The sequence below is a fragment of the Vagococcus intermedius genome, from assembly GCF_029144185.1.
In the GTDB taxonomy this organism is placed as follows: domain Bacteria; phylum Bacillota; class Bacilli; order Lactobacillales; family Vagococcaceae; genus Vagococcus_D; species Vagococcus_D intermedius.
The window spans coordinates 259,488-283,336 of record NZ_CP110232.1 but is presented as its reverse complement, the minus strand read 5'-3'; the positions used below and the strand labels follow the sequence as shown (position 1 = coordinate 283,336).

Sequence of the window (23,849 nt, the reverse complement as noted above, 5' to 3'; positions counted from 1 at the left end):
GCCGATTTTTTGATATAAATTTCTTCAAGCTAATTAAAATGCTATTAATGAGTGACACGATACTATTCAGAAAACATAACGTAATCCTCCTTCATTTCACTAGAATCTAATACGCTTTCAATTTCTTGCAAGTCAGATAAATTTTTTTCTGACTTAACTAAAGCCTCTTCTAACTCACTTAATTCTTTTTTTAAGTCTGCCAACTCCTGCTCATCAGCTTGGGGACTCATTTGCTCTTGAGTCGGAGTTGTTGGTGGGTTAGTCTGTTCTAATTGGCTGCACCCACTTATAATAAAGCTGGTACTGACAGCTAAAAATAGTCTGACTTTTTTCATTACGCTCCCCTTTCATTGCTTTTAATCCTTATTGTCCAACTCAACTTAATTTCTTGTTCTTGATTCAGTCTGTTAGGTTGGTAACTCACACCACCTACAACTCAATTAAAGAATAAATCCCTAACAGAATAACATAGGCCACAACCTCATAATAGGACTGACTCTATCAGTTTCCCTGAGTTCCTTAACCCAAATACTCCTCAAGGAGTATTCTGTTAACACGTCACTCTATCACGCTGACTTTTTTACCTACAATGATTACATCCGCCAGACGCCAATTAGAAATAACACACCTATGATAAGTAATATAAGTGATAAACAGCCTCCCATCTTAACTCCCTCCGCTCCTAAGTATCTTTACACGCTGTTTTCTACTTAATTGTACCTCTTCCTTAGGATTAAAAAAAATAAAAAGCAATGCTAATCAATTAGCATTGCTTTTATTAACTCTAACCAGTTATCATCTTCTGCTCAAATCACTAGCTTCTCACAATAATTCGTCTTTAACTTTAACATAATAACCAATCTCTACAACTTCTTTTACATCTAAACAATGAGGAGCGGCACTTAAATATGCCTTAACGGTTTCTTCAGAATAATCAATAGAAAAGCCAATATTTTTAATTTTTGCTATTTTGTTATCTTTCCTATAATACACATCAAATAAAATGCCATCTTCACAATATTTATCAACCTTCATACTATTGACCTCTTTTCACAAATATACCTTCATCTACTGCACCACTAGGATTCTAATTACACTAATTAACTTGCATTACAGCTCATTTTTATAAACTGCTTCTCTTAAAACATCACAATTATTATAATATCAGAAAATATGTCTGTTAATTTTCAATTTTTAGGTACTATTACTACAGTTTAGTATTTTTTTAGTCATCTTTGTTTTTTTATAGTATATTTAGTTAGATAACTAAATAAAAATTAAGGAGGACTATATGGTACCTATACTATTTAAACGCAATGAACTTGAAAATTTAAATATTTTAACTTCTGCTTTATACAATAGCCTAGACACATCGCTTGATTTTGTTGGAAAGCACATACTCACTGATAAAAGCACGGTCCATCACAATCTGAAACAATTGAATGATACCTTTAATAATTTGGGTTATAATACTATCAAAATCAGAACCATCGATAATAAAATTATTGTTGACGGTAAAAAAGATATTATTTACAATAATTTGTTACGTGATATTTCTTGTGAGTATTTTTTAAATTCGCCCGTCTATCGTATCATTGAACTATTATTGAATAATAAAACGTTAGATAAAGATAGCGTCATACAAAATGCTTATGTATCTACCAGTTATCTAACTAAAATCATGACTAAAATCAATCTTTTTTTCGCTCCAACTGGAATTAAACTGGTCTCTCGAAAGGGTAAATTAACCTATGTAGGTCCTAGCATCACTAAATATTACTTAGACTGTCGCATTCAACGTGTCTTTACAATTATCCCTTCTAAAAATCAAAACAAAAAACAGCCTATTTCAAATACCCTAACGTCATTTAATAGCGACTTCGAACAAAAAAAAGCAGTTATTTTAAGTCATTCGTTGAATGCTCATTATTCAAAAAATGATCCGTTCTTTAATAATCCAATTGTTATCCAATTATTAGAAGTTTTTATAAAAATCAACGATATCCACCAACAAACTCCCATTCCTACCATCCAGTCACAACAAACAAAATTGGCTATTAATCTTGTATCACGTCTCTCTTCTGATCAGATTGATACTGATAAAGAACGTGGTCTGATTGGACAAAAACTAATACAACTACATCAGCTAGTCCCAGAAAATTCTCTATTAGCGGACAGCTTATATATAACTGAAAAATTTTGTGAACTATTTGATCTCCCTAGTGAAAAAATATCTCAACTAAAAATGAAGGCTCTTTATTCTATTACCTTATACTTACTAGCTTATTCGACTTTTCAGTGTAATGTAGACCAACTATTCTATTTTATACCTGATTTTGTTATCAAAAGAAATCAAAAAAAACAGAAAGAAACTGATTTTTTACTAAAAAATTTAGTAGCTGATCCGAAATTATCCGAAATTTCTCAAAAGGCATTATTAACTTATCAGTTCGAAATTAGTACTAGTTTAGAAAATATTTTGCCAATTGATTATCAACCACTAAAAATATTCATAGGAATTAATACACAATACTATGGTCGTGAACGTCTTATTACACGTATTCATCAATTTTTCTCAAGTCAGAGTATTCAGATTGTACTAAATACTGATGAAGCGGATATTTTTATCTGTGACTATATCTTAGAAATTGGCAAAGAAAGTTCTTTCTTTTTACTCATTGATATTAATTCAAGCGATTCTATTAAATTACTCATTGATTTTATTACCGAAAGTCTTTTGAAAAGACAAGTTAGACTTTCCTAGAATCCTTAATCAACTCATTATGATTTAAAATATCTGTTTGAGCTAAATTTCTGATATCTGATAGCTAAAAACTTCCTTAATTATTAAAGAGATGGACGAAGTAAATTAGCATTTTTAATAATATCTTCTTCACTGCTGCTAGCAAAGATACTCAATACACTTAAAATAAATTTCAAATAGTTTTTATTATCAAATTCAGTCATCACATCACTAATCAAATAAATAAAGGTATCCTCATTTTTAAAGGATATTGTATCGGGGTTATCTGTCACAATAATATTAGCTTCACTCATATCAGTACTTAACATCACTTTATTACTATTAAACACTTGGCTTATAGCCTGTCCAAATAGTTCCGTAATGAAAATAGAGTCCATTATTTCAACATAAACCGATATAGTTTTAATCATTTTACTTTTTTCAAGACATGGTTTAATCACGAGTAGAAGGGTTTCGATTGTACTCATTTTTAAAGACAAGTTACTCTTTGAAAGTAGGAGTAATAATTCGCTCTTTTCTTTAGCAATCATATTTTTATATTTTTTTAAAGTCGCCTGATCAGACATAGTTAATAATAATTCCTCAGGGCTCACTTCTATTAAGATAATCAATTTAATTAGTTCGACTAAATAAAATGTCATATATTCGATTTTAATTTGAGGATAATTCCTACTATAATAACTAATTAATTTATGACAAAATTTCACCAAGTCTCCCCCTTGCTGAACTAGTTCATAACCTATGAGTTTTAACTCATCATTAGTAGGTTTTTCAACATAAATACTAGTGAACATACTGTAGATTAATTCAATATTTGAGCAAACGTCATCCTTTTTATAAATTTTTAAAAGATAGGGTCTTAACGGGTCAATAATCTCATCATCTATTTTATTATTCAAAAATTTATTCAATGTAACCAGATGACCCGACGGAAAAAATTTACAAAATTGAAAGGTTAACGCCATTATTTTATTAGCATCGCCATAGAAATTAACCGACTTTTTATTGATTCTTATCGTGACACCAAATTTTTCTCCTGACTCTTTATTGAAATTACCAATTAATTTATATATATAACTGGTTGAAATACTTAATGAGTAGACAATATCTTCAACAGCTGGCTCATCATTTGCTATGAGATATTTGACCAAATGAAAGATATTAGATTGTGTTAGTAAATAATTTTTATAGACATATAAAATAGTTTTTTTATAGTATGACTTTAAAAACCTATCATGTATTTCTTCAGTAAATGAATAAGTTAAATTATTATTGATTTTTAACGGTATCTCACATATTTCTAGGTCTTCGTTTAGTGCTTTGATTCTATGAGGTAAATTTTCAATTGTCTCCTTATTTGCAGGATTTAAAACATAATCTAACGTAGCATATTTTTCTCGTTGAGTATTATTAAGTAAAATTCGTAACACATTGTCTCCTCCTTTAATTGAGTTATATCGGTTGATTTAACTCATGACCACAGAAACGCCCTTATCAATAAACTATTTTAATAATTACATCAATCTGATTTTAATTTTCTCTCTCATACTTTCTGTTCTAACTAAACTAATCAGTCATCCTATTCATAGAGGGACAGGCACATCTATTAAATAGACTATTTATGAACATTTGTTCAATATTATTAGTTTGTAATCGAAACAAATGATTTCGTACAAAAAAAAACAACAGGCTTCTTTTAATAGAAAGTCTGTTGTTTAGGGATTTTAATTCTTAATTTTTAAACATCTTAGGTGTCATTTAATCATTTGTTTTTTTTACAGTTATAATTTAAAATTAGCATAATATCGCTTTTCATGCAATATTTTTTTGGACACTATCGAAAATCCCACTAGTTGTTCCAGTAGATACTAAGATAAAATGGCTGATCAATGGTATACTTTATCTCATGATCAGCCCAGACAAAGATAATAAGAGAGGCGTTATCCTATGAAAACCATTGCTTATGCAAGAATTAGTACCCATCATCAACAACTTGATGCACAAATTAGCGCTTTACAAAAATATGGCTATGATCAAATCTATACAGAACAAGAAAGCGGTCGTAAAACCAAACGTATCCAGTTAAATTTAGCTCTTTCCTCTCTTGAACCTGGCGATACTTTTGTTATTTTTAAATTAGACCGACTATCACGCGGAACCAAACATTTACTAGAATTAATCGATTTTTTTGCCGACAATAATATCAATTTTGTCAGTATCCAAAATAATATTGATACTGGAACCCCTATGGGAAAATTTTTTTTCACTATAATGAGTGCTTTTGCAGAAATGGAAGCTGATCTGATAAGAGAACGTGTCATTTCAGGGTTAGATGCTGCCAAAGAAAGAGGCGTTACACTAGGAAGACCACCTAAAAATAAAAATAAGGACCACGTCATTCAACAATTTTTAGAAACCAATCTATCAGTTGCCAGAATAGCTGAGCTTAATAATGTCTCTCGTCCTACTGTTTACCGATATTTAAAATCTCACGATATTGATTATAAAAATAGAGTCTTAGTAGTCAGTGAAAACAAATAAAAGTTAGTATACTTTAATACGGCTTTCTTGCTTCCCTTCACCTAATACTAAGGGGCATAAAAAAGAAGATGCTGATTTCTCAGCATCTTCCTTCTAATAATTACAGATAACTACTTATATGTACTGTTTCTAATAGTTATCTCAACACTATTATTAATGACTATTCCTATCATCTCAATCAAAAGAAATCATTTCTATATTTCTTCTCAGTGTATCTCATCTTATTATACTAAATCTTATAAGACTTCCCAAACTGTACTGTTTGCGCTTGGTGTATCGCCTTGTGTCCACCATTTAGCTTGGTAATGAACGCCTTCATACATTACTTTAGCTCCACCAGAGTAAGCTTTACTAGAATTCCATTCAACAACCTCACTAGTATCAACTAATTCCCATGCTTGACTATCAGAAGGTACATCGCCTTGTGTCCACCATTTAGCTTTGTATTCAACACCCTTGTAGACTACTGTATCACCTAAATCATAAACTTTTGATTCATCCCAAGTCGTTTTATTGCCCTCTTCAGGTGGTGTTGTTTCAGCTGTTTTTGTTTTAAGTGTTAATTTGTTAGATTTAGCTGATTCGTTCCCAGCTTTATCAAATGCCGTCACGGTATAGCTGTAAGTTGTATCAGCTTTCAAACCAGCATCTTTATGACTTGTCCCAGTAACAGACTTAATTTTTTTACCATCACGATAAATATTATAGCCTTCAACTTTAACGTTATCTTCTGACTTAGCCCACATTAAATTAATACTTGATTCTGTTTCACCCATTGAGTGCAACCCACCAGGGACAGTTGGAGCGATAGTATCATCTTCTTCTGTTTGTTCTTTTAAGGTTGTCACTTCTAATTGATTACTTGCTTTTGAGATGTTTCCACTTTTATCAATTGCTTTAATTGTATAGTTATATGTCGTAGACTCTTTAACTGTTTTATCAGTAAACTGTGGTGTTACACTAGTCCCAATTTGTTTACCATCACGATAGATCATATACTCTTTAACACCTGATTCAAAATCTTTTGATTCATTCCATTTTAAGCTAACTGAATTGTGGAAAATATTAGTCGCTTCTAATACTGAAGGCGCTGTTGGAGCTGTAATATCTGGTTTAACTGATCCTGCTCCTTGAACATTCACATCAATGGCTTGATAGAATGACATATCTGTATCATTAATATCCCAAACAGCATAGACAACATGATACCCACTTCTATTTTCTGGGATATCAATTTTATGTGTCAAATCTTCTGGTGGCTCAACGCCCTTACCTTTTGGTAAATCTTGACCAATTGGTTGCCCTTCAACTTTAATAACTTCCATATCATCTAATGTTAATGGTGCATTTGGATTCCAACCTTGCTTAGTCATGTAATAACGATAGCGGTTAGTTTTATGAACTTGTGTATGGTGCCATGTGAAATCATTTGAACCTGTTTTTATATTGTTTTTAACCCAACGGTCTGACGTTTGTTCATCTAAAGACCCGTATCTTGCTAAGCCTGCAGAGGCTAAGTGACCATTTAGTTCCCCAGAATCTAATTTGGAAGTAGGCGTCTCAATTCCTTGTGGGTTATTCAAAATATCCTGTTGATCTCCCGGAATATTTCCCCAAGTAAAACCATTTTCTGTAGCATTTTTAACACGACTGACTGGATTAACCACGTAACCATGTGCTAGTGCTTCCTCTGATTGAAATGTTGCTACTAAACCTAATAATGTAGCACTAATTGTTAATGATGCAATTAATGTTTTTTTCATAATATCTCCCCTAACTTTTTGATATAATTCAGTCTATCAGTTTAAATACAACCTATCAATATCACGTTTTAAACCTAAATCGTTCATTAAACGAGACAAAAAAACGTGATAAGTTTTTTTGTCTATTTACTTAACTCCCATAGATCCGAGTCATCGTATACCTGTTAATAATTGGTGTTAAGAGGTTCATTAAAAGAATTGCCACACCTATTCCCCCTGGCAAGTCTATTATAATACGTAAAATTGCTGTCAAAACACCACACCCGATTGCAAACAAGTATTTTCCTCGATCTGTATAAGGTGTAGTTGTATAGTCAGTGACCATAAAAATTGCCGCGAAAACTAAAGCGCCGCTCAAAACATGCGCACTAGCAAATCTAAAGTCCCCACTATAAAGAAACATCGTTCCAAAACAACTAAAAATAACTAAAAGTGGCACCCAAGGATTGATAATCTTTTTAAAAACTAAGTAAAGAAAAGCTAAAATTAAAGCAGCTTTACTAGTCTCTCCCACAGGACCTCCCAAATTAAAACCAAAAAATAAATCTGTCCACGAATAAAAATCTAACGGAAGAGTTGTCCTAAAATATCCGATTGTTTCAAGCGGTGTAGCAGTAGTCACAACATCTGTTCCAGGACTCACCCAGTTTGTAATCCAATCAGAAAAAAATAATTTTAACAAGACACGTGCATAGACAGCAGGATTAAATAAATTATACCCAATACCGCCACTCAGCTCTTTTATAAATAAAATGGCCAAAAAATTCCCCACAATTAAAATCCAGACTGGGACGGTAACTGGTAACGTTAAAGCAAGTAGCCAACCTGTAATCGTAGCAGTTAAATCATTACTTTGATCCGATTTTTTACGAAAATAGTGCCAACTCATTTCCAAAAGATTAGCAATTAAAATACTAATTACTATCAAAATTAATACTTTAAAACCAAAAAAATAAACTGCTGCTACTGTTGGAAATAACAAGGCAATCATTACTTGCTTCATAATAGCCAAGGACGTAACAGAAGATCTAATATGAGGTCCCGACATCACTTTATCTCTTAATACATAACTAAACTCACTCATTTTTTCTCCCTCTCAATTTTCTTCAAAATCTCACTTTTAGCCTGCTTAATATCTGACAAAATGTCAATTTTAGATGGACAAATATAGCTACACGCACCACAATCAATACAATTAAGTGCTCCCAATTCTTGTGCTCTTGCTAGATTTCCTTCACGGTAGGCTTTGCTAATTAAAATTGGCATTAATCCGACTGGACAACCATTAATACATTCAGAACATTTGATACAACTCGTTTCTGTAGGAATCAGACTCTCTTCGGATGATAAACAAGTAATTCCTCCTGTTGTTTTTAAAATAGGTTCTGACAATGATGGCAATAGACGTCCCATCATTGGGCCACCCATAATCACTTTTTCTGGTTGCTTACTAAAACCTCCACACTGCTCAATTATCCATTCGACTGATGTCCCAATTGGTACCCTTAGATTTTTTTTGACTGCAATCGCATCTCCAGAAACGGTAATGGTTCTTTCCGTTAAAGGTAATTGCTTATAGACAGCTTGGTAGATTGCATAAATCGTTGAAATATTAGTTAAACAGATAGACAAGTCTTTCGGTATACGCCCCAGTGTTAATTCTTGTTGACTAACATTTTTTATTAAAATTTTTTCAGCTCCTTGAGGATAGTGATTACCTACTATCTTCAAAGTAATATTAGCTTGTTCTAAAGGCTCTTTAATAAAAGCTAAACTTGCTAATTGATGTTTTTCAATAACTAAAGTTATATGTTGATACTTGTAAGTGTCTCTCAACAAATTTAAAACAGCGATTACTTCTTCTAGATACTCACAAATAACACGACGATCAGTTGTTAAAAATGGTTCACATTCTGCTGCATTTATAATTAATGTGTCACATGTTGACCCTAAAAATTTAACATCTGTCGGAAACCCAGCACCACCTAACCCAACAATCCCCGCAGCAGCTATCACTTTTTCTAACGTTTCTTCTTGAGCTAACAATTCAAGTTGATTAAGATAATCATTTTCTATTTTAATAGCCTTCACTTGACGCTGACCGATCATTATTTCTGTTAATTGGGTGACTTTACCAGAAATTGAACTATGAATATTAGCCGAGATCAAGCCATCACGTTCTGCTAACAAGGTTCCTTTTTTTACTTGATCGCCTACCTTCACAACTGGTTTTGCTTCTTTTCCAATATGCATACTCAATGGGATTAGCACTGATGGAGGCATGTCCCCCTCAACACTCTTTAACTGATTTGTTTCCTCTTTGTTTTTTTGTAACTTAATTCCCCCTAAACGGAGTTTCAAATTTAACATATGGCCTCCCTAACGATAAATAATTAAATAATATATTACACCTATGATTAAAAGTAACGTTTGCATCACTATCATTTTTTTTCTACTCGACAACTCTTTTTTACACCCCTTTACGTGCCTTCATTTCTATCTTATCAGTCCTTAAAATTTACATGTAACAGAAACTTCTGATTCTACAGCAAGCGTCATTCCCAATTTCAAATGTTTATTTTCTGAAAGATTTCAAACATTTGTTGATTCTAACACAGATAACTTTTCAATTGGGTTTTAAAGAGTAATTTGACCCTATCGAGAAAAGTTGTTCTATCCTATTTTCTCGATACAAAAAAAATATAAGCAATTTTAGCGATTGCCTATATCTCTCCCTTAACCTTATATTTAAATTTTTATTGTCATTGTGTTCAATTTTTTTAATCAGTGACTATACGTAGCAATACGTTCGCTATCCCCATTCATTTGTTTCCTATATTGCTTCAAACTCCCTTCTCTTATCTCTTCTTTATTTATATAAATACCCCTGTAATCATTACTCACCTAACCTGTTCTAGCAAAAATCAAACGACACGTGTCCCTAACAAGTATCTTAGATTGGTCTCTTGATTTTGATGACACCGTATTAAATGTTCCAAACTCAGAACACCTTACATAATGACAATTAACTATGGTACACTTTTTTATAGAAGATAATTTATATAATCAAAAAAGAAAGCGAGAACGAACATGAACAAAACTTTATTAGGCTTCCAAATATTTTTTTATGGCACATTTTTGAGCATAGTGATTGGCATTATCTCTTTTATTTTTATCTATTTAGAAAGTAACATTTCTCACTATCTTTGGCACTTTTTACTTAATGAGACGTCATTAAAATACTTCGCTATATTAGTATTCTGTTTACTAGGAGGCTTAGTGGTTGGACTTTTACGTTTGAGATGGGGCGATTATCCCAAAATAGCCCATACGACTATCCAACAACTGAAAGAACAAAAAACGGTTGATTATCAACCTATTTTCAAAAGTTTAACGGTAGCCTTTTTTATTTTAATCTTTGGTGCCGGTGTTGGACCAGAAGCGACATTATTAGGAGCACTAGTTATGTTATCTGTCTGGCACGCCGATAAAATTAGATACATCCTGTTTAATCAGCAAACACTTGCTACACTTCCTACACTTCAAAAAATTGGTCGCATCATTCATCCAACCAATTATTTAACAACCTATACAGCTGACAAAATTGATTCTACATTAACACCACTAAAAAAGTATTTCAATTTATTATTTATTATGATTGGCATCACAACCTTCATTATATTAATGAGAGTCACCAATCAACCATCGTTCATTAGTTATATGGGAGAATCTCATTGGCAGTTTCATGATTTTTTATTATTTGTTCCACTTATTATTTTTGGCTTTTTAGTTGGGAAAACGTACACTGCTTTTTCTAAAAAAATAACTATTTTGTTCACTTTTTGGGCTGAAAAACCTGTGAAAAAAACGCTTATTGGCTCTCTTGCCATCTTTATTGTTGCAATGTTGACACCTAACCTCCTATTCTCTGGCCAAATTGCTATGGGCAATATTCCAACCGACTATACCTTATTTTCAGTTCTGACCTTAGTCCTAATTGTTAGTGTGAACTTACTTTTTTTACAAATTTGCTTAAACACTGGTTGGATAGGTGGCGATATTTTTCCCATCGTTTTTTCAGCCTTTATTTTAGGTTTTGGTATTTCTCAATTATTCCCAACAGTTGATACCCTTTTTATTGTCTCAACTGTCGCCAGTACAATGACCTTTACTATACTAAGTTCATCACTTATTGCTACTTTTTTTATTGCCCTCTTTTTCCCACTTAAACTTTTTCCTATTATCGTCCTCGCTGTTTTTGCATTGAAATCATTTCAATCTCTTATCAAAAAAAAATAGTTTCGATAGTATCCACAAAACATAAAAACAGAGTGATTTTCAGTCATACTTTACTAACTTATAAGATGCTGCTGCATTATTCGATACTATTTAAGCACATTAAGCTCCTATCAAAAAAAAACGCTGATTACTCAGCGTTTATCTCTAACTATTCTTGATATTACATTTAGTATCTGATACTAAATGTAATAATTAAACTGTCATTTTTTTTCAGATTTACTCAGTGCCATGTATCCCAAACTTATTAATAGGATAAGTAAGGTGCTACAAGTAATGGCTAAACCAATTAATAGCCCTGGCTCTTGATAAGTAAATACAACTTCATTATCACCACTATCTAATTCTATTCCTGCAAATCCATAATTAACACACTGAATGTCTGTAACTTTACCATTAACTTTAGCTTGCCACCCCGGTTGATATGGAATTTTAGTTGCTAACATAGCCGTACCCTTCGTAGAAATAATACCTTCTACTTTATTTTTTGTAAATTTAATATTTTTCAATCTGTTAAGATTTAATTTTTCTATTTTTTTATTTATTATATTCTCGTCTTGCTGTAGTGTTAAAAAATGTAAATTAGAGATGCGTAAATCATTTTCACTTTTATTACTAAAGCTAACTGAGCTAGACATGTTATTATCTAACTTACCCATATAATAACTTTGTCTTTTTATTTTTCGATAACCATTCCCCGACAGCTTTCCTTCTGAATAGATTCCTTGAACTAGTTCAGTGCCCTTTACTCTAAAGTTTATACTAGCATCATCAAATAAAAACATGTTATTTATATAAAATTTCAAGTTATCATAAGGTGTCCTATTGCCAGTATTTATTCGTTTTAAACGCATCTCTTTAGGTACAAATACTGGTGAAGCTTCATCAAAAGATAAAAAAACATCTTTCTTATCTAGATACTCTACATCTAATTCTACATTGTAATCATGGCCTGCTAAAAAGGTGTATCGGTTATCTATAGCTTTTAATTCTTCACCTGTACTTTTATCTTTAATTTTTATTATTTTTTGTTTCACTTCATCATACTTTGGTTTGTAATGAGATGATATATCAGTTTTATTTTTGGTTACAACAGTATCTAATAACATATTCAAACGAGCTGGTTGACTTAATTTTTCCGCTTCACTTTCTAATATACTATCCTGAGATGCGTAAGCAAATGGAACAACACTATTAGCTTTCGTAATTTCAATATCTTTAGAACTCTCTTTTTCTTCTATCTTTTCATAACCACTAGGGTGATATGAGTTAGTTTTACTCACATAATATTTAACACCCATAAATCTTAACAAGATCGGCATATCTTTTGTAACCACAAAAGGTGCTGATGGAAAATTTTCATTGCCAAACCCTTCATAAAGCATCGTATTTAAATATTTGTTTTCTATACTATTATACGAGTTTAATTGATAGACACCTAACAAACTAGAAGTGTTTCCTCTAAAAAATTTCGTTGGTATTAAACGATCAACATTAGACATATGTAATCTTTGATCTGGTTTTGTCTGTATTATATTTTCAACACCTACAAAAGAATCAGCTATACTTTTCTCTAGATAATCGGCTGTTCTCGTATGCTTATCGATTCTAGCAATGCTATTATAAGAATGATAGGACCAAACATTACCAAAAATATTAAATATGATGATAGCGGCTAAACATAACTTACTCATTTTCAGAGTCAATAAATTCAATTTGTTACAAAAAATAATGACTAAACATAACATCATACAAATCAAAGGAAGCGTTAGATTCAACTGAGCCATCTTAAATTTTTCGCCTATAAATGACAAAATAATTATCAAAATATATAGCCATATAGAAATAGTAAGATCTTTTTTCTGAATATTTTTTAAATTATCCAATACAAAACCAATTGATAGTGCTATTGGTACATTCCAAATTAACATCCAACGCTGAACCGGCGAACCCATTCCACTCATAATACTTGCCAAATAAGGGCTTAGAACAATTATAATACCAATAATTAAACTACCAGCCAGCACACGATACTCTTTTATTCGTCTAAATATAAACACGCTAGCTAGTACGAATACTACACTATAACCTCCAAAGAAATTCAATGCTCTTCCGCCGTTCATATTGATTAAATCCAAAGGTAAACGGAAATAATATTGCATATTATAAATCATCAAGTCATTCGCAAAAATATCTTCTCCACGGCTCATAAGACTTACATTATATAATACTGGGATAATGTAAACAGAAACTAACCCTATCACAATAAACAATGCCACGATAAATGGTTTTATAAACAACCAAAATGATTCTTTTTTCTGATACACGTTAAAATAAAGTAATACAAGATACAATAACCCACCAATTGCCATCAACCATGCAAAATAAAAGTTATTAATGATTGCCCATGCGGTAATAAGAATAAATAAGTTAATTTTTTTATTTTTAACCACCAAATCTATTCCTAGTAATAACAAAGGAAAAATAATCATAACATTAATAAAAAAAGGATGCCTCGTAATATTCATAATTACCAAAGGAGAATAAGCATACGCAATTGATGTTACAATCAATGCCGTTTGACCTTTTAATTTGGTTCTAGCAAAAATGTAATAAGCTATACCTGCTAAGTACGCTCTCAATAAAACTAAAAAACTAAACCACTGAACCAAATATTTTGTAGGTGATAAAATTGATAAATAACTAAATATATCACCTAAATTGTAATATACATACTTTGAAAACCAACTACTACCGACACCATATGTCCAGTCCCACATAGCTGGAAATTCACCATTTTTTATTATTGATAACAATTCTTCTCTAAAATTTTTAAATAAAGTATAGTGTTGGCTAAAACCATCCCCCTCATAAACTAAAGCATAACCACCAAATATTACTGGAAAAAATACAATTGATGTGATTCCAATAAAAAGAAGTGTATATAGGATAATAAAATTACTTTTCGCTAATGTTGGAGAGTAAATATTGTCACTAATTTTCTTAATTGTATATATCAAACTCAATATTAATATGCTACTAAGAATTTTAGAAGCTAGTATGGGAAAGTTTATTATATGTATTCCACCAAAAAGAAAAAAAGATTCTAATGCATAGGTTGCTAGTATAAACACGATGTATAATATTCTATACTTGTTCCTCATATATCCTTCTTTATTAGAATTATAATAAACCAGATTAACACCTATAATAGCCAATAGCCAACTAATATTATTAATACTTTGATAACCCCATTCAGTTAGTCCATATAGACTCAGAAAAAAAATTAACGATACCACAACTAATAACAGGGCCCTAGCTATATATTTTTTTATTAGCTTTTCTATCAACGGCCCCTCTTTTAAATCTTTACACATTACTTCTCTTCCTCTCTATCCATTTCTATACTATTAACAGTACTATAAAAGTACTCTTCTTTAAACTAATTTTTGACACCTATTTACTTCTCTCACCAAATAGCAGGTTGATAATTATTTTTATAAGGGAGTAATCGTGACCACTATAAATTTTAATACTCTATATTCTATATGTTGTTGTTCTACAAATTGTAGTTGGGCTTATTATTAAAGACAAAAATGTATCCTATGCCTTTTTCTTAAAATAATATATAGTATAAGAGAGGAACACTATATTGTAGTGTTCCTCTCTTACGATTTTATACAACTATCAGATTTAACTATCAGAATAATTTTAAGTATAGCAAAAATCTGCAGCATTCAACCTATTTTCTAGCTGTTCCCATGTAACATACATCTCTTTTTAAAAATTTTTGATAATTTTTTTCTTGATTTCAGAAAATTCTTCTGCTGTGATAATATCATCTGCTAATAATTTTTGATATTTAATAATCGTCTCATGGGCAGTTAATTGAGAACTTATGCGAGTAGCTTTTAGTTCATCAGAAAATGAAACTTGCTCATTGACTGCTTCCTCGACTGTCTGGTCACTAGAGACTTGCTCATTGACTACTTCATCGACTGTCTGGTCACTAGAGACTTGCTCATTGACTACTTCATCGACTGTCTGGTCACTAGAGACTTGCTCATTGACTGCTTCCTCGACTGTCTGGTCACTGGAGTCTTGCTCATTGACTGCTTCCTCGACTGTCTGGTCACTGGAGTCTTGCTCATTGACTGCTTCCTCGACTATCTGGTCACTAGAGACTTGCTCATTGACTGCTTCCTCGACTGTCTGGTCACTAGAGACTTGCTCATTGACTGCTTCCTCGACTATCTGGTCACTAGAGACTTGCTCATTGACTGCTTCCTCGATAATATTTGGAATCTTCACACACAAAACAACTTTATTATTTTTTAAATCTAATAGAAAGACCTCTACCGCCTCTGGTATACTGCCTTCCTTACCATGTGTCGTAACCCCATACCTAAATAAATGATGCTTGTCTTCTGAATAATTAAAAATATATTGGTCAGCATAACGCTCAAAATCATCTAAAGATAGGGTTAGTGTGCGATCATAGTTTAGATACACATTGGATAGGGTCTCCATGCTAAGCCCCTCTATTAATCGATACTCTAGATTTTCTCGTTCAATTTTCTTTTGTCGATCTTCATTGCTCATAAAACCATTGTCCTCAACCCGATAACCTAAAGCTGGATTGCTACCAGAATTTAACATTGCCGTACCTGGAAATAATAACCTAGGAACATCAACACCCTCACTTAACGCAAAACGAAAAGGTAATAAATGAGTCCGATGATATCTGGCTTGACCTGACCCTTTATTATATTTTTTGATTAAGTCCCAACCTGGGACATTAGCTAATTGCCTTTCTTCATTTGATCTTACAAAGTAGCCAGATTTGATTAATTTTTTATTATTTAATAAGTCATACTTAGTTAAATCAATCATAGCACCCATTCCATATTTCGAAATATAGGGTGTATTTACTTCTAAGGGACTAGGGTCTGATAATCTTTTTTCAAGACTTTGGACACTATTAACTAGTAGATAACGCTCCTTAAGCTTATACCTTTTATATAACAATTCAATCTCGGATGTTCGAGGGCTAGCTTGCGATTTTGGTTTTACTAGTGGTTCTTCTTTTTTTCTAAATGGCCTCGTGAAAAAGTCATAGATACCAAATATAATTGAAAAAATGAGTCTTACCGCACCTACCAATATAGCATAGACAATATGTAACACTCCTATTAACATTAATGATCCATAAAAAATAGGTGGTCCAATGATCATTAAAATAACAACAATTGCAATTAATGTAAAAATTATAGTCATTCTCTTCTACAAACTCCATTCACAGTTCTTTATTTGAACTAGAGCTTTCCTCCTTATTTTCTATTATTTGATGGCAGACAATCTGATTATTAAACTTTTTGAAAAATGATGTCTTCTTAAAGTAATTATATCTTATTTGTTAAGGTTTTTAACTATTTTTTATAATTATTACTAGTAATAATTATAAAAAAAAACAAATAGTTTAAAAATAACTTAAAATCATTTTTCCTTATACTTGTGATTTTTACTATTCAATCTAAATAATGGTGTTGAGCCTCATGTAGTTTCTCATGAAATAGCCAAAGGACTAGTTAAAATCTACCACCTCTAGTAATCTATCTTTTCAATTGATTATGAAATATTAGCTTCTCTCTTGATTTTTGTATAATAAAAAAACAACTAACACTTGTGGTTAGTTGTCTCACAATTAAAATATATAGTATAGTTGATACTATTTATTAGCGTCATTCATCATTTAGCAACTCTAGCTGACTAGCTAAATCATCTATATATTATATTTTTTCAATAGGAAGTTTATATTAAGTATTTAGTCAGCTTTATCATGCTGATTTAACTCAGAAGTTTCATTCACTTTTTTTGATAATTTTCTAACTTTATTAAGCAGATAGGCTACTATCAACAGAATTAGTAGTCCTCCACCAATCAAATAATATTTAAGCTTTGAGACTGGTTTTTGAACAGTTTTCTCATTAATTTCTTTTGCCTTATCATTGCTTACTGTGAAATCACGCTTCCATTCCCATTTCCCATACTCAGATGTTGCTTTAATATGAGCTTGATAGTCTCCAGGTATTAACTTATCCTTGGACAGTTGAACCTGATAAGGAAAAATTGCTTGCGGTGCCAACCGATTGTCTTCTTTGGTCTTTTCTATGATGGGTTTATCTGAACCTTTTTTATAAATTTTCGTTGTTACCTTTAAATCAGGAATAATATTAGGATTAACATTTTGGATTGGAATTTCTAATGATGGATGTCCTGCGTGCTGTCCAACTTTTACTTTTTCCAAAGCTAACTCAGCCTTCACTTGTTTTTCAGACGTGGTTACCATCATTTGAACTGGAAACCCCATTTGATTTTTAATCGTCATACCACCTGTCTTGTCTTCCTCAGATTTGGCATCACCTTTATCAAGAATAAAGATACTCCCTAACACAATACCTGGAAATTTATCTTTTGGTGTACTAACTTTAAACTCCAGATCTTTCGTTTCACCCGCTCCAATAGTCAATGTTTTCGGAACAGTAGCTAAATCAGTGAATTTTACTTTTATATCAGGCACCAATCTCGCTTTATCGTTACTATAATCAATTGAACCATCTGATGCTGTCCCGGCATTTACTGCTAAAACATCAACTGTCTTTTCAGTCGTCCCCCCATTACTGACTTGAATCGTATATGTTTTTTCTTCTGATTCGGACATATTCACGTTAAAATATCCGGTAACATCACCAACCTGATTATCTGGAATAACTGGTTTTACACTGATGGTAAACCCTTCAGCATTTGCTACCATTGGGATAAACAAACATACAAAGGTAATCATCACTGCTATTACTCTCTTTTTCATCTTTTTGTCTCCTTATTAATACTATTTAAAAAAAATAAGGACCTAAGTCCTTATTTCTTCATTATTTTACTGGTAATGCTCCTTTTTGCCCACCTGCATCAACGCCGGCTTCTACAGTCCAAGTTAAATCTGATGTATAATCAGCAGTTGCTTGTGCTTTACGAGCATCTTCAGCAGGAATTGTTAGTGTTGTGTCAGATAAGTCAAATAAGAATTCACTTTCACCATTTTCTGCAGATGCGATTGTCACTGCTTCTTTACCATTTGCTGCAACAGCAGTATTCTCTACACCTTTAGCATCTGCTCCTGATTCAAAAATATCAGTAACAGTATTGTTAATAGTGATTACCATTCCTGTTAACGATGGTGATACAGATTTTGTTTCAGGGTACCCTGGTTCAGCATTTTTATCTTTACCAGTACCAAAATCAGAGGCTTTTAGTTTAACCGTCCAGCCTTTACCGGTACCGGTATAATCAGTTAATCCTGCAAATGCGATATCACTGCTACCTTTGATTTGTTTAATCGTTTCATTAGCAACCCCAACTTTTTGTTTTTCAAAACGGAAATCTGGCACTTCTTTTGTAACACCGTCTTTGTCTTTTGGTGTAACAAATTCTAATTTCCCAGCGTCAAACATTACGCTACCTTTTGAGTCTTTTTTCTCAGGCGTTTCTTCAGCATTTGCCACAAATCCTAAAGCTGATCCACCTAAAACGATTGATGCTACTAATAAAGCATTAACTACTTTTTTCATATTATTATTCCTCCATTTGTTTGTTTTTTTTATTTTCAAGAAGTTTTCTTCTGAAATACCACATCACTACTGCTAAACTAATAATACTTAAACCGTAAACAGGGGATAATTTTTTCTCCCCTGTTTGTGGGAGTTTACCTGGTTCTTTTTCTACTGTTTCTCGATCTGATTTTTCAGGGAAAGGCTCACTTTGGGTATCATTCTCATCTGGATAAAGAGGTAATTCAGGGTTGGGTAAGAAACTAATCCCTGCGTTACTATTTCGTGAATCCTCTGTGGCTTGTGTCTGCAGACTAGATGTCAATAATAAACAAATCATGATACTTAATGAAAGAACAACACGAGGGAGTTTATTGTTCATCCTCAGCACCTTCTTTCAGCGGTAATGATTGTTTTTCTGTTGTGACAGATTCAGCATTTTTATCCTCTAACGTCCAAGTTAAGGTCGTTACATAATTTTTAGCTGGCTTAACCCACTTAAAACTATTTGGACCTACTGAAAGCCTAGCAGGTAACCCTTCGGGAGTCCCAATGCTAATCTCTTTAGCTGACGAGGTCTCTGGTTCGTCAAAAAGTTCTAAACTCTTGTCTGAAACTACCTTATTATTAATATTTAATATTAGACCGTTATCCCCTTCTGGTAACCGCTCATCTTCTGACTCAAAAGGTGTACCACTCACTTTTAATTGCCAATTTGGCTCAAGTTCGGTGCTCTCTACTTGCATATTAATGTGATCTGTTAGTTGATCCAAAGTTTGCGGTTCTACTTGCATTTTCCCTTTAAAAGATAATCCTCCCTCTAATGAAGAAAGCCACGTCATACCATCATATCTCAAATTCACTACTTGTTCTTTTTGATTAAAGGGGATTGTAAGTTCACCTTTATCATTGATCTCTTTTAGCCCTAAATCATTTTCAATATAATTAAAATGATTTTCAAGTAAATTAGTAGGTACTAAAGCCGACTCCTGTTCTCCTTCTGGCGTATAGGTTTTACTTTTAACTATTTCTTCAGGAAGATACTCGTCATCTGATCCATTATTGTAAACATAATTGACAGTAACAGGTTGACGATCAAGTAACTCTAAATAAACAGGTTTTTCTGATTTCGTTACCCCGTTTTTACCTTCAGCTAAACCAGTAATCATATTTTTATTCCCATCTTCAAGCTTCGCCATGTCTTCAACAACTAAGTCTAATTCAATTTCTTGATTAGGTTCATAACCATCATTACCATTAACACTACCCTCTACTGATACTTTAGCTATTTCTTCTCCCTCTTCTTCAACTAGCGAAACATTTGCTGTTCCTGCCTCTTCTTTTTTATTAGAACCTTCTTTATATTTATAAATTCTAGCCTGAGAACTTTCCTTATCAAGTGTGACACCCGTAGGTAATCTCAATGAAGTTGTCACATTTTCCCATTTTTTAACTTTAATATTTTCTTCTTTATCCTCAACTATATTATTAACTTTTAAAGTTAGCTTCTCTTTATTAGCAACTTGGATATCAGCTGTATACTCTTCATCATCTGCTTTACGTTTTTTAATAGCTAATTTTTCGTTTACTTCAGGGTCATCTGGTAATTTAGTAACCGCAATCGCAGATGAAGCAGACATGCCACCGGTCGCACCTGTATATCCCCAGGCAACTTCATGTTCACCATTCTCAGCAGAAAAATTAAATACACTATCTAAATCAGAAATATACATCTCTTGTTTAGAAGACAATCCCCCATTATCAATAGAAGGATTCTCTGATTCTGGCTTATTGTCTCGTTTAACATAGGTTACTTGAATATCTGTCTCCATAATTATTTTTCCGCTATTTTTAGTTTCAGGTTCCCAAGAAAACTTAATTTTGTGCCATTTTCCATCACCTAAATCAGCTTTAGGAAATGATAAATCTTCATGGACTGGGTCTTTTCCATTCATTTCATACCCATACCCTTTTACAAAAGCCATATGTGATCCCATAATATTATACTTATATGGTTTCGGCCCTAAATAACTAATCACATCATTATCTACTGAGCCCTTATCATTTGTATTTCTTGGATTCAAATGAGTGTCAAACTCAAAAGAGATGGAATTATTTATCCTTCTTTTTAATGCAGGAGTTGATGTACTACTTATATCACCAATATAACCATTTACTCCTAGATAACCACCTTCTAAATTACCGTTTGCCGCATACCAAGCACCTTCCATACCTTGGTCTTCAGCATTTTTACCGTTCTCATCAGCTTGCAAAGTGAATGTTATCCCATCAGCAATATCGTGATTAGGGTTGCTCCGCTTTCCTAAATATATATATGATTCATAGCTAAATGGTTTATCTAGACTAACAAATTGTGTTGACCATATTGAAGTAGATGTACCACCATCAGGTGTAAGTTTAGCGTCTGTTAGTTGTAACACCTTTCCATTGTAACCAATTTCTCCTTGAGTCCCATGGTTCGGTTGATGATTCAAGTCCTTCTTACCGTTCTTCACCGTATGCTGAATGATGTTCGGTGGATTGAACAAATCCTTAATGGGTTGTACATCTTCTATTTTATTTCCAAATATATCAATTAAGGCCGGGATATCATCTCCAATTGTATAGCCTTCTTTTGGTTTTATACCTTTGTTTATGTTATTTTCAATCTTTTTAGGCGTGTTTGTTTGCTTTTTAACTTCATCTGTATGCTTAGTCGCCTGTTCTTCTTGTGAGTCTTCTGTTTCACTTGAAACTTGTTCTTCTTTTGGATCATCTGTTTTCTTTGAAACTTGTGTTTCTTTTGTTTTAGCTGTTTTCTTTGAAACTTGCGCTTCTTGTGTGTCGTCTGTTTCATTTGAAACTTGTTCTTCTTTTGGGTCATCTGTTTTCTTTGAAACTTGTGTTTCTTTTGGATCATCTGTTTCATTTGAAACTTGCACTTCTTGTGTGTCGTCTGTTTTCTTTGAAACTTGAATTTCTTGTGTATCGTCTGTTTTCTTTGAAACTTGAACTTCTTGTGTATCGTCTGTTTTCTTTGAAACTTGCGCTTCTTGTGTGTCATCTGTTTTCTTTGAAACTTGTGTTTCTTTTGGATCATCTGTTTTCTTTGAAACTTGAACTTCTTGTGTATCGTCTGTTTTCTTTGAAACTTGCGCTTCTTGTGTGTCGTCTGTTTTCTTTGAAACTTGCGCTTCTTTTGTGTCGTCTGTTTTCTTTGAAGTTATTTGCTCTTCACTTACTACCTTTTTATTCTCAACTTTTTTTTCCGTTTCTGAACTTAGCTCTACGGACTCATTGTCTTTTTTTAAAGCATCGAATGAATTTAACTCTTCTTTGACTTCATAAAAATCTGTTGCTTTATTTACAGATTCTTGTGCCAGACATTCTGTCCCTGAAAAAACAATCGATTGTGAACCTAATATTCCTAGCGTTATTAACATTTTAATTTTATTAAATTTCAATCTTATCTCCTCGATTCAAAATTAAAATAAACCTTCTTTATTACATATTCCCAGTCATATTCGCTACAATTTTGTTAATATATGTACAAATTAAAAAATAACTATTAAAATAAAATAGTTTGATTATTATACAAATTTGATACGATGTGCAAATAAATTGTATAATATACGACCTATTTTGTAAATGAAATTTTCATATATTTTTAAACCATTCAAAACAGACTTAATATCGTCCTATTAAAAAATAAACAAAACAAATTTTCAATATACATATTTTTTAGACAATATACATTTTTATCAAAATAGTGATAAGATCTATCACTTAAATAATCTTATATAATTTTTATTTCTTATTAATTTAACTGTCTATTGGTCACATATTTCTTTGACTACTAAAACAATATTTCAGTCATTACTCTTCCAAATACCTCTCATTTCACTTATGTAAAACCACCTAATACAGATTAGCATTCAAAAAAGCACTGATTTCTCAGTGCTTTCGCTGGGTTTACTTGTCATTTATTTAGTCCAGTGATACTTTTCTAGATACATATCTAACTATAAAAACCTCATTATTTATGATAGGCATGTCCGTGAATAATTCGGAAACAGCGATAAATTTGCTCGGATAGTATCAAACGCATCAATTGATGAGGATAGGTGACACGACCAAATGAAATTTTTTGATTGCTGCGCTTCATCACTTCCGAGGATAATCCTAGTGAGCCACCAATCACAAAAGTTAAGGTACTTTTCCCTGATACAGTGACTTTATCCACAGAAGCTGCAAATTCTTCTGAACTAAAGTTTTCCCCATCAATTGCTAAGGCGTAGACATAGTCACTTTCACTGATTTTACTAAGGATTTTTATCCCTTCTCGTTCTTTTAACTGGATCATTTCTGTTTCACTTAATGTTTCTGGGGCTTTCTCATCAGGAACTTCGATAATTTCAAATTTACAGTACTTTCCTAGTCTTTTTCCATATTCCTCAATGCCTTGTTTTAAGTACTTTTCTTTAAGTTTCCCTACAGCAACAATTTTTATTTTCAATTCAGTCATTCCTTTACATTAGTCTCTTTCTACTCAATACTATCTAACTTTGAATAAAAAGCAACCTAAAGTTATACACATTACTCACAACTTTATACACAAGCAACTAGAATAACTCACTTTTTAGAGTCCTTTATTTTAGGCTTTTTTAGAAGTTATTAACTTATTAACACTATTGTGGATAAAACTAGTGGATAAACTACTTTTATTAAAGCGGTTACGAGTTATCCCCATTTTTATATTTTAACTATTTTCACCTGTTTTCTCCAATAAGTTTTCATAAAATATTCAAATTAAGATATTAGACTAATGCTATAAGAAACAGGTATACTAGATCTATAATAGAAAATAAAAGGAGGGAATGG

At 32.3% G+C, this 23,849-nt stretch carries 16 protein-coding genes; 3 read left to right on the top strand and 13 right to left on the bottom strand.

The window, feature by feature from the left end; all coding sequences use genetic code 11:
* Positions 1-62 precede the first annotated feature (62 nt).
* Both OL234_RS01350 and OL234_RS01345 read right to left on the bottom strand, forming a co-directional pair.
* Positions 63-335, bottom strand: a complete 273-nt coding sequence (locus OL234_RS01350; RefSeq protein ID WP_275469380.1) for a hypothetical protein — start codon at positions 333-335, stop codon at positions 63-65.
* A 487-nt stretch (positions 336-822) separates the two neighbouring features.
* Positions 823-1,035, bottom strand: a complete 213-nt coding sequence (locus OL234_RS01345) for a hypothetical protein (RefSeq protein WP_275469379.1) — start codon at positions 1,033-1,035, stop codon at positions 823-825.
* Between the two features lie 256 nt (positions 1,036-1,291).
* Between OL234_RS01345 and OL234_RS01340 the strand changes: the two genes are divergently transcribed.
* Positions 1,292-2,764, top strand: a complete 1,473-nt coding sequence (locus OL234_RS01340) for a helix-turn-helix domain-containing protein (RefSeq protein WP_275469378.1) — start codon at positions 1,292-1,294, stop codon at positions 2,762-2,764.
* A gap of 83 nt (positions 2,765-2,847) precedes the next feature.
* Here the strand turns inward: OL234_RS01340 and OL234_RS01335 are convergent, their stop codons facing one another.
* Positions 2,848-4,194, bottom strand: a complete 1,347-nt coding sequence (locus tag OL234_RS01335; RefSeq protein WP_275469377.1) for a helix-turn-helix domain-containing protein — start codon at positions 4,192-4,194, stop codon at positions 2,848-2,850.
* A gap of 517 nt (positions 4,195-4,711) precedes the next feature.
* Here OL234_RS01335 and OL234_RS01330 point away from each other — a divergent pair.
* Positions 4,712-5,305, top strand: coding sequence for a recombinase family protein (locus OL234_RS01330; protein ID WP_275469376.1), 594 nt, complete (start codon positions 4,712-4,714; stop codon positions 5,303-5,305).
* A 236-nt stretch (positions 5,306-5,541) separates the two neighbouring features.
* Here OL234_RS01330 and OL234_RS01325 read toward each other — a convergent pair whose 3' ends face one another.
* The 3 genes from OL234_RS01325 to rsxC form a co-directional block, all read right to left on the bottom strand.
* Positions 5,542-7,068, bottom strand: coding sequence for a lytic polysaccharide monooxygenase (locus OL234_RS01325; RefSeq protein WP_275469375.1), 1,527 nt, complete (start codon positions 7,066-7,068; stop codon positions 5,542-5,544).
* 130 nt (positions 7,069-7,198) lie between these two features.
* Positions 7,199-8,152 (bottom strand): RnfABCDGE type electron transport complex subunit D, encoded by a 954-nt coding sequence (locus OL234_RS01320; RefSeq protein WP_275469374.1) that lies wholly within the window; start codon positions 8,150-8,152, stop codon positions 7,199-7,201.
* Positions 8,149-9,438, bottom strand: coding sequence for an electron transport complex subunit RsxC (gene rsxC, locus OL234_RS01315; protein WP_275469373.1), 1,290 nt, complete (start codon positions 9,436-9,438; stop codon positions 8,149-8,151). The genes OL234_RS01320 and rsxC overlap by 4 nt, the downstream gene beginning before the upstream one ends.
* 720 nt (positions 9,439-10,158) lie before the next feature.
* On the opposite strand from rsxC, the gene OL234_RS01310 reads away from it, so the two are divergent.
* On the top strand, positions 10,159-11,367 hold the full coding sequence (locus tag OL234_RS01310; RefSeq protein WP_275469372.1) for a voltage-gated chloride channel family protein: 1,209 nt from the start codon (positions 10,159-10,161) through the stop codon (positions 11,365-11,367).
* 200 nt (positions 11,368-11,567) lie between these two features.
* Here the strand turns inward: OL234_RS01310 and OL234_RS01305 are convergent, their stop codons facing one another.
* The 7 genes from OL234_RS01305 to rlmH form a co-directional block, all read right to left on the bottom strand.
* Positions 11,568-14,741 carry a YfhO family protein gene (locus tag OL234_RS01305; protein WP_275469371.1) on the bottom strand — a complete coding sequence of 1,058 codons (3,174 nt, stop codon included), beginning with the start codon at positions 14,739-14,741 and terminating at the stop codon, positions 11,568-11,570.
* A gap of 403 nt (positions 14,742-15,144) precedes the next feature.
* Positions 15,145-16,641, bottom strand: a complete 1,497-nt coding sequence (locus tag OL234_RS01300; protein WP_275469370.1) for a hypothetical protein — start codon at positions 16,639-16,641, stop codon at positions 15,145-15,147.
* 547 nt (positions 16,642-17,188) lie between these two features.
* Positions 17,189-18,232, bottom strand: a complete 1,044-nt coding sequence (locus OL234_RS01295; protein WP_275469369.1) for a WxLIP family cell surface protein — start codon at positions 18,230-18,232, stop codon at positions 17,189-17,191.
* Between the two features lie 61 nt (positions 18,233-18,293).
* Positions 18,294-18,989 carry a WxL domain-containing protein gene (locus OL234_RS01290; protein ID WP_275469368.1) on the bottom strand — a complete coding sequence of 232 codons (696 nt, stop codon included), beginning with the start codon at positions 18,987-18,989 and terminating at the stop codon, positions 18,294-18,296.
* A gap of 4 nt (positions 18,990-18,993) precedes the next feature.
* Entirely contained in the window at positions 18,994-19,350 is a 357-nt protein-coding gene (locus tag OL234_RS01285; RefSeq protein WP_275469367.1) for an LPXTG cell wall anchor domain-containing protein, read from the bottom strand.
* Positions 19,340-22,432, bottom strand: a complete 3,093-nt coding sequence (locus tag OL234_RS01280; protein ID WP_275469366.1) for a lectin-like domain-containing protein — start codon at positions 22,430-22,432, stop codon at positions 19,340-19,342. The genes OL234_RS01285 and OL234_RS01280 overlap by 11 nt, the downstream gene beginning before the upstream one ends.
* A 572-nt stretch (positions 22,433-23,004) precedes the next feature.
* Positions 23,005-23,484 (bottom strand): 23S rRNA (pseudouridine(1915)-N(3))-methyltransferase RlmH, encoded by a 480-nt coding sequence (gene rlmH / locus OL234_RS01275; RefSeq protein WP_275470090.1) that lies wholly within the window; start codon positions 23,482-23,484, stop codon positions 23,005-23,007.
* Positions 23,485-23,849 lie beyond the last annotated feature (365 nt).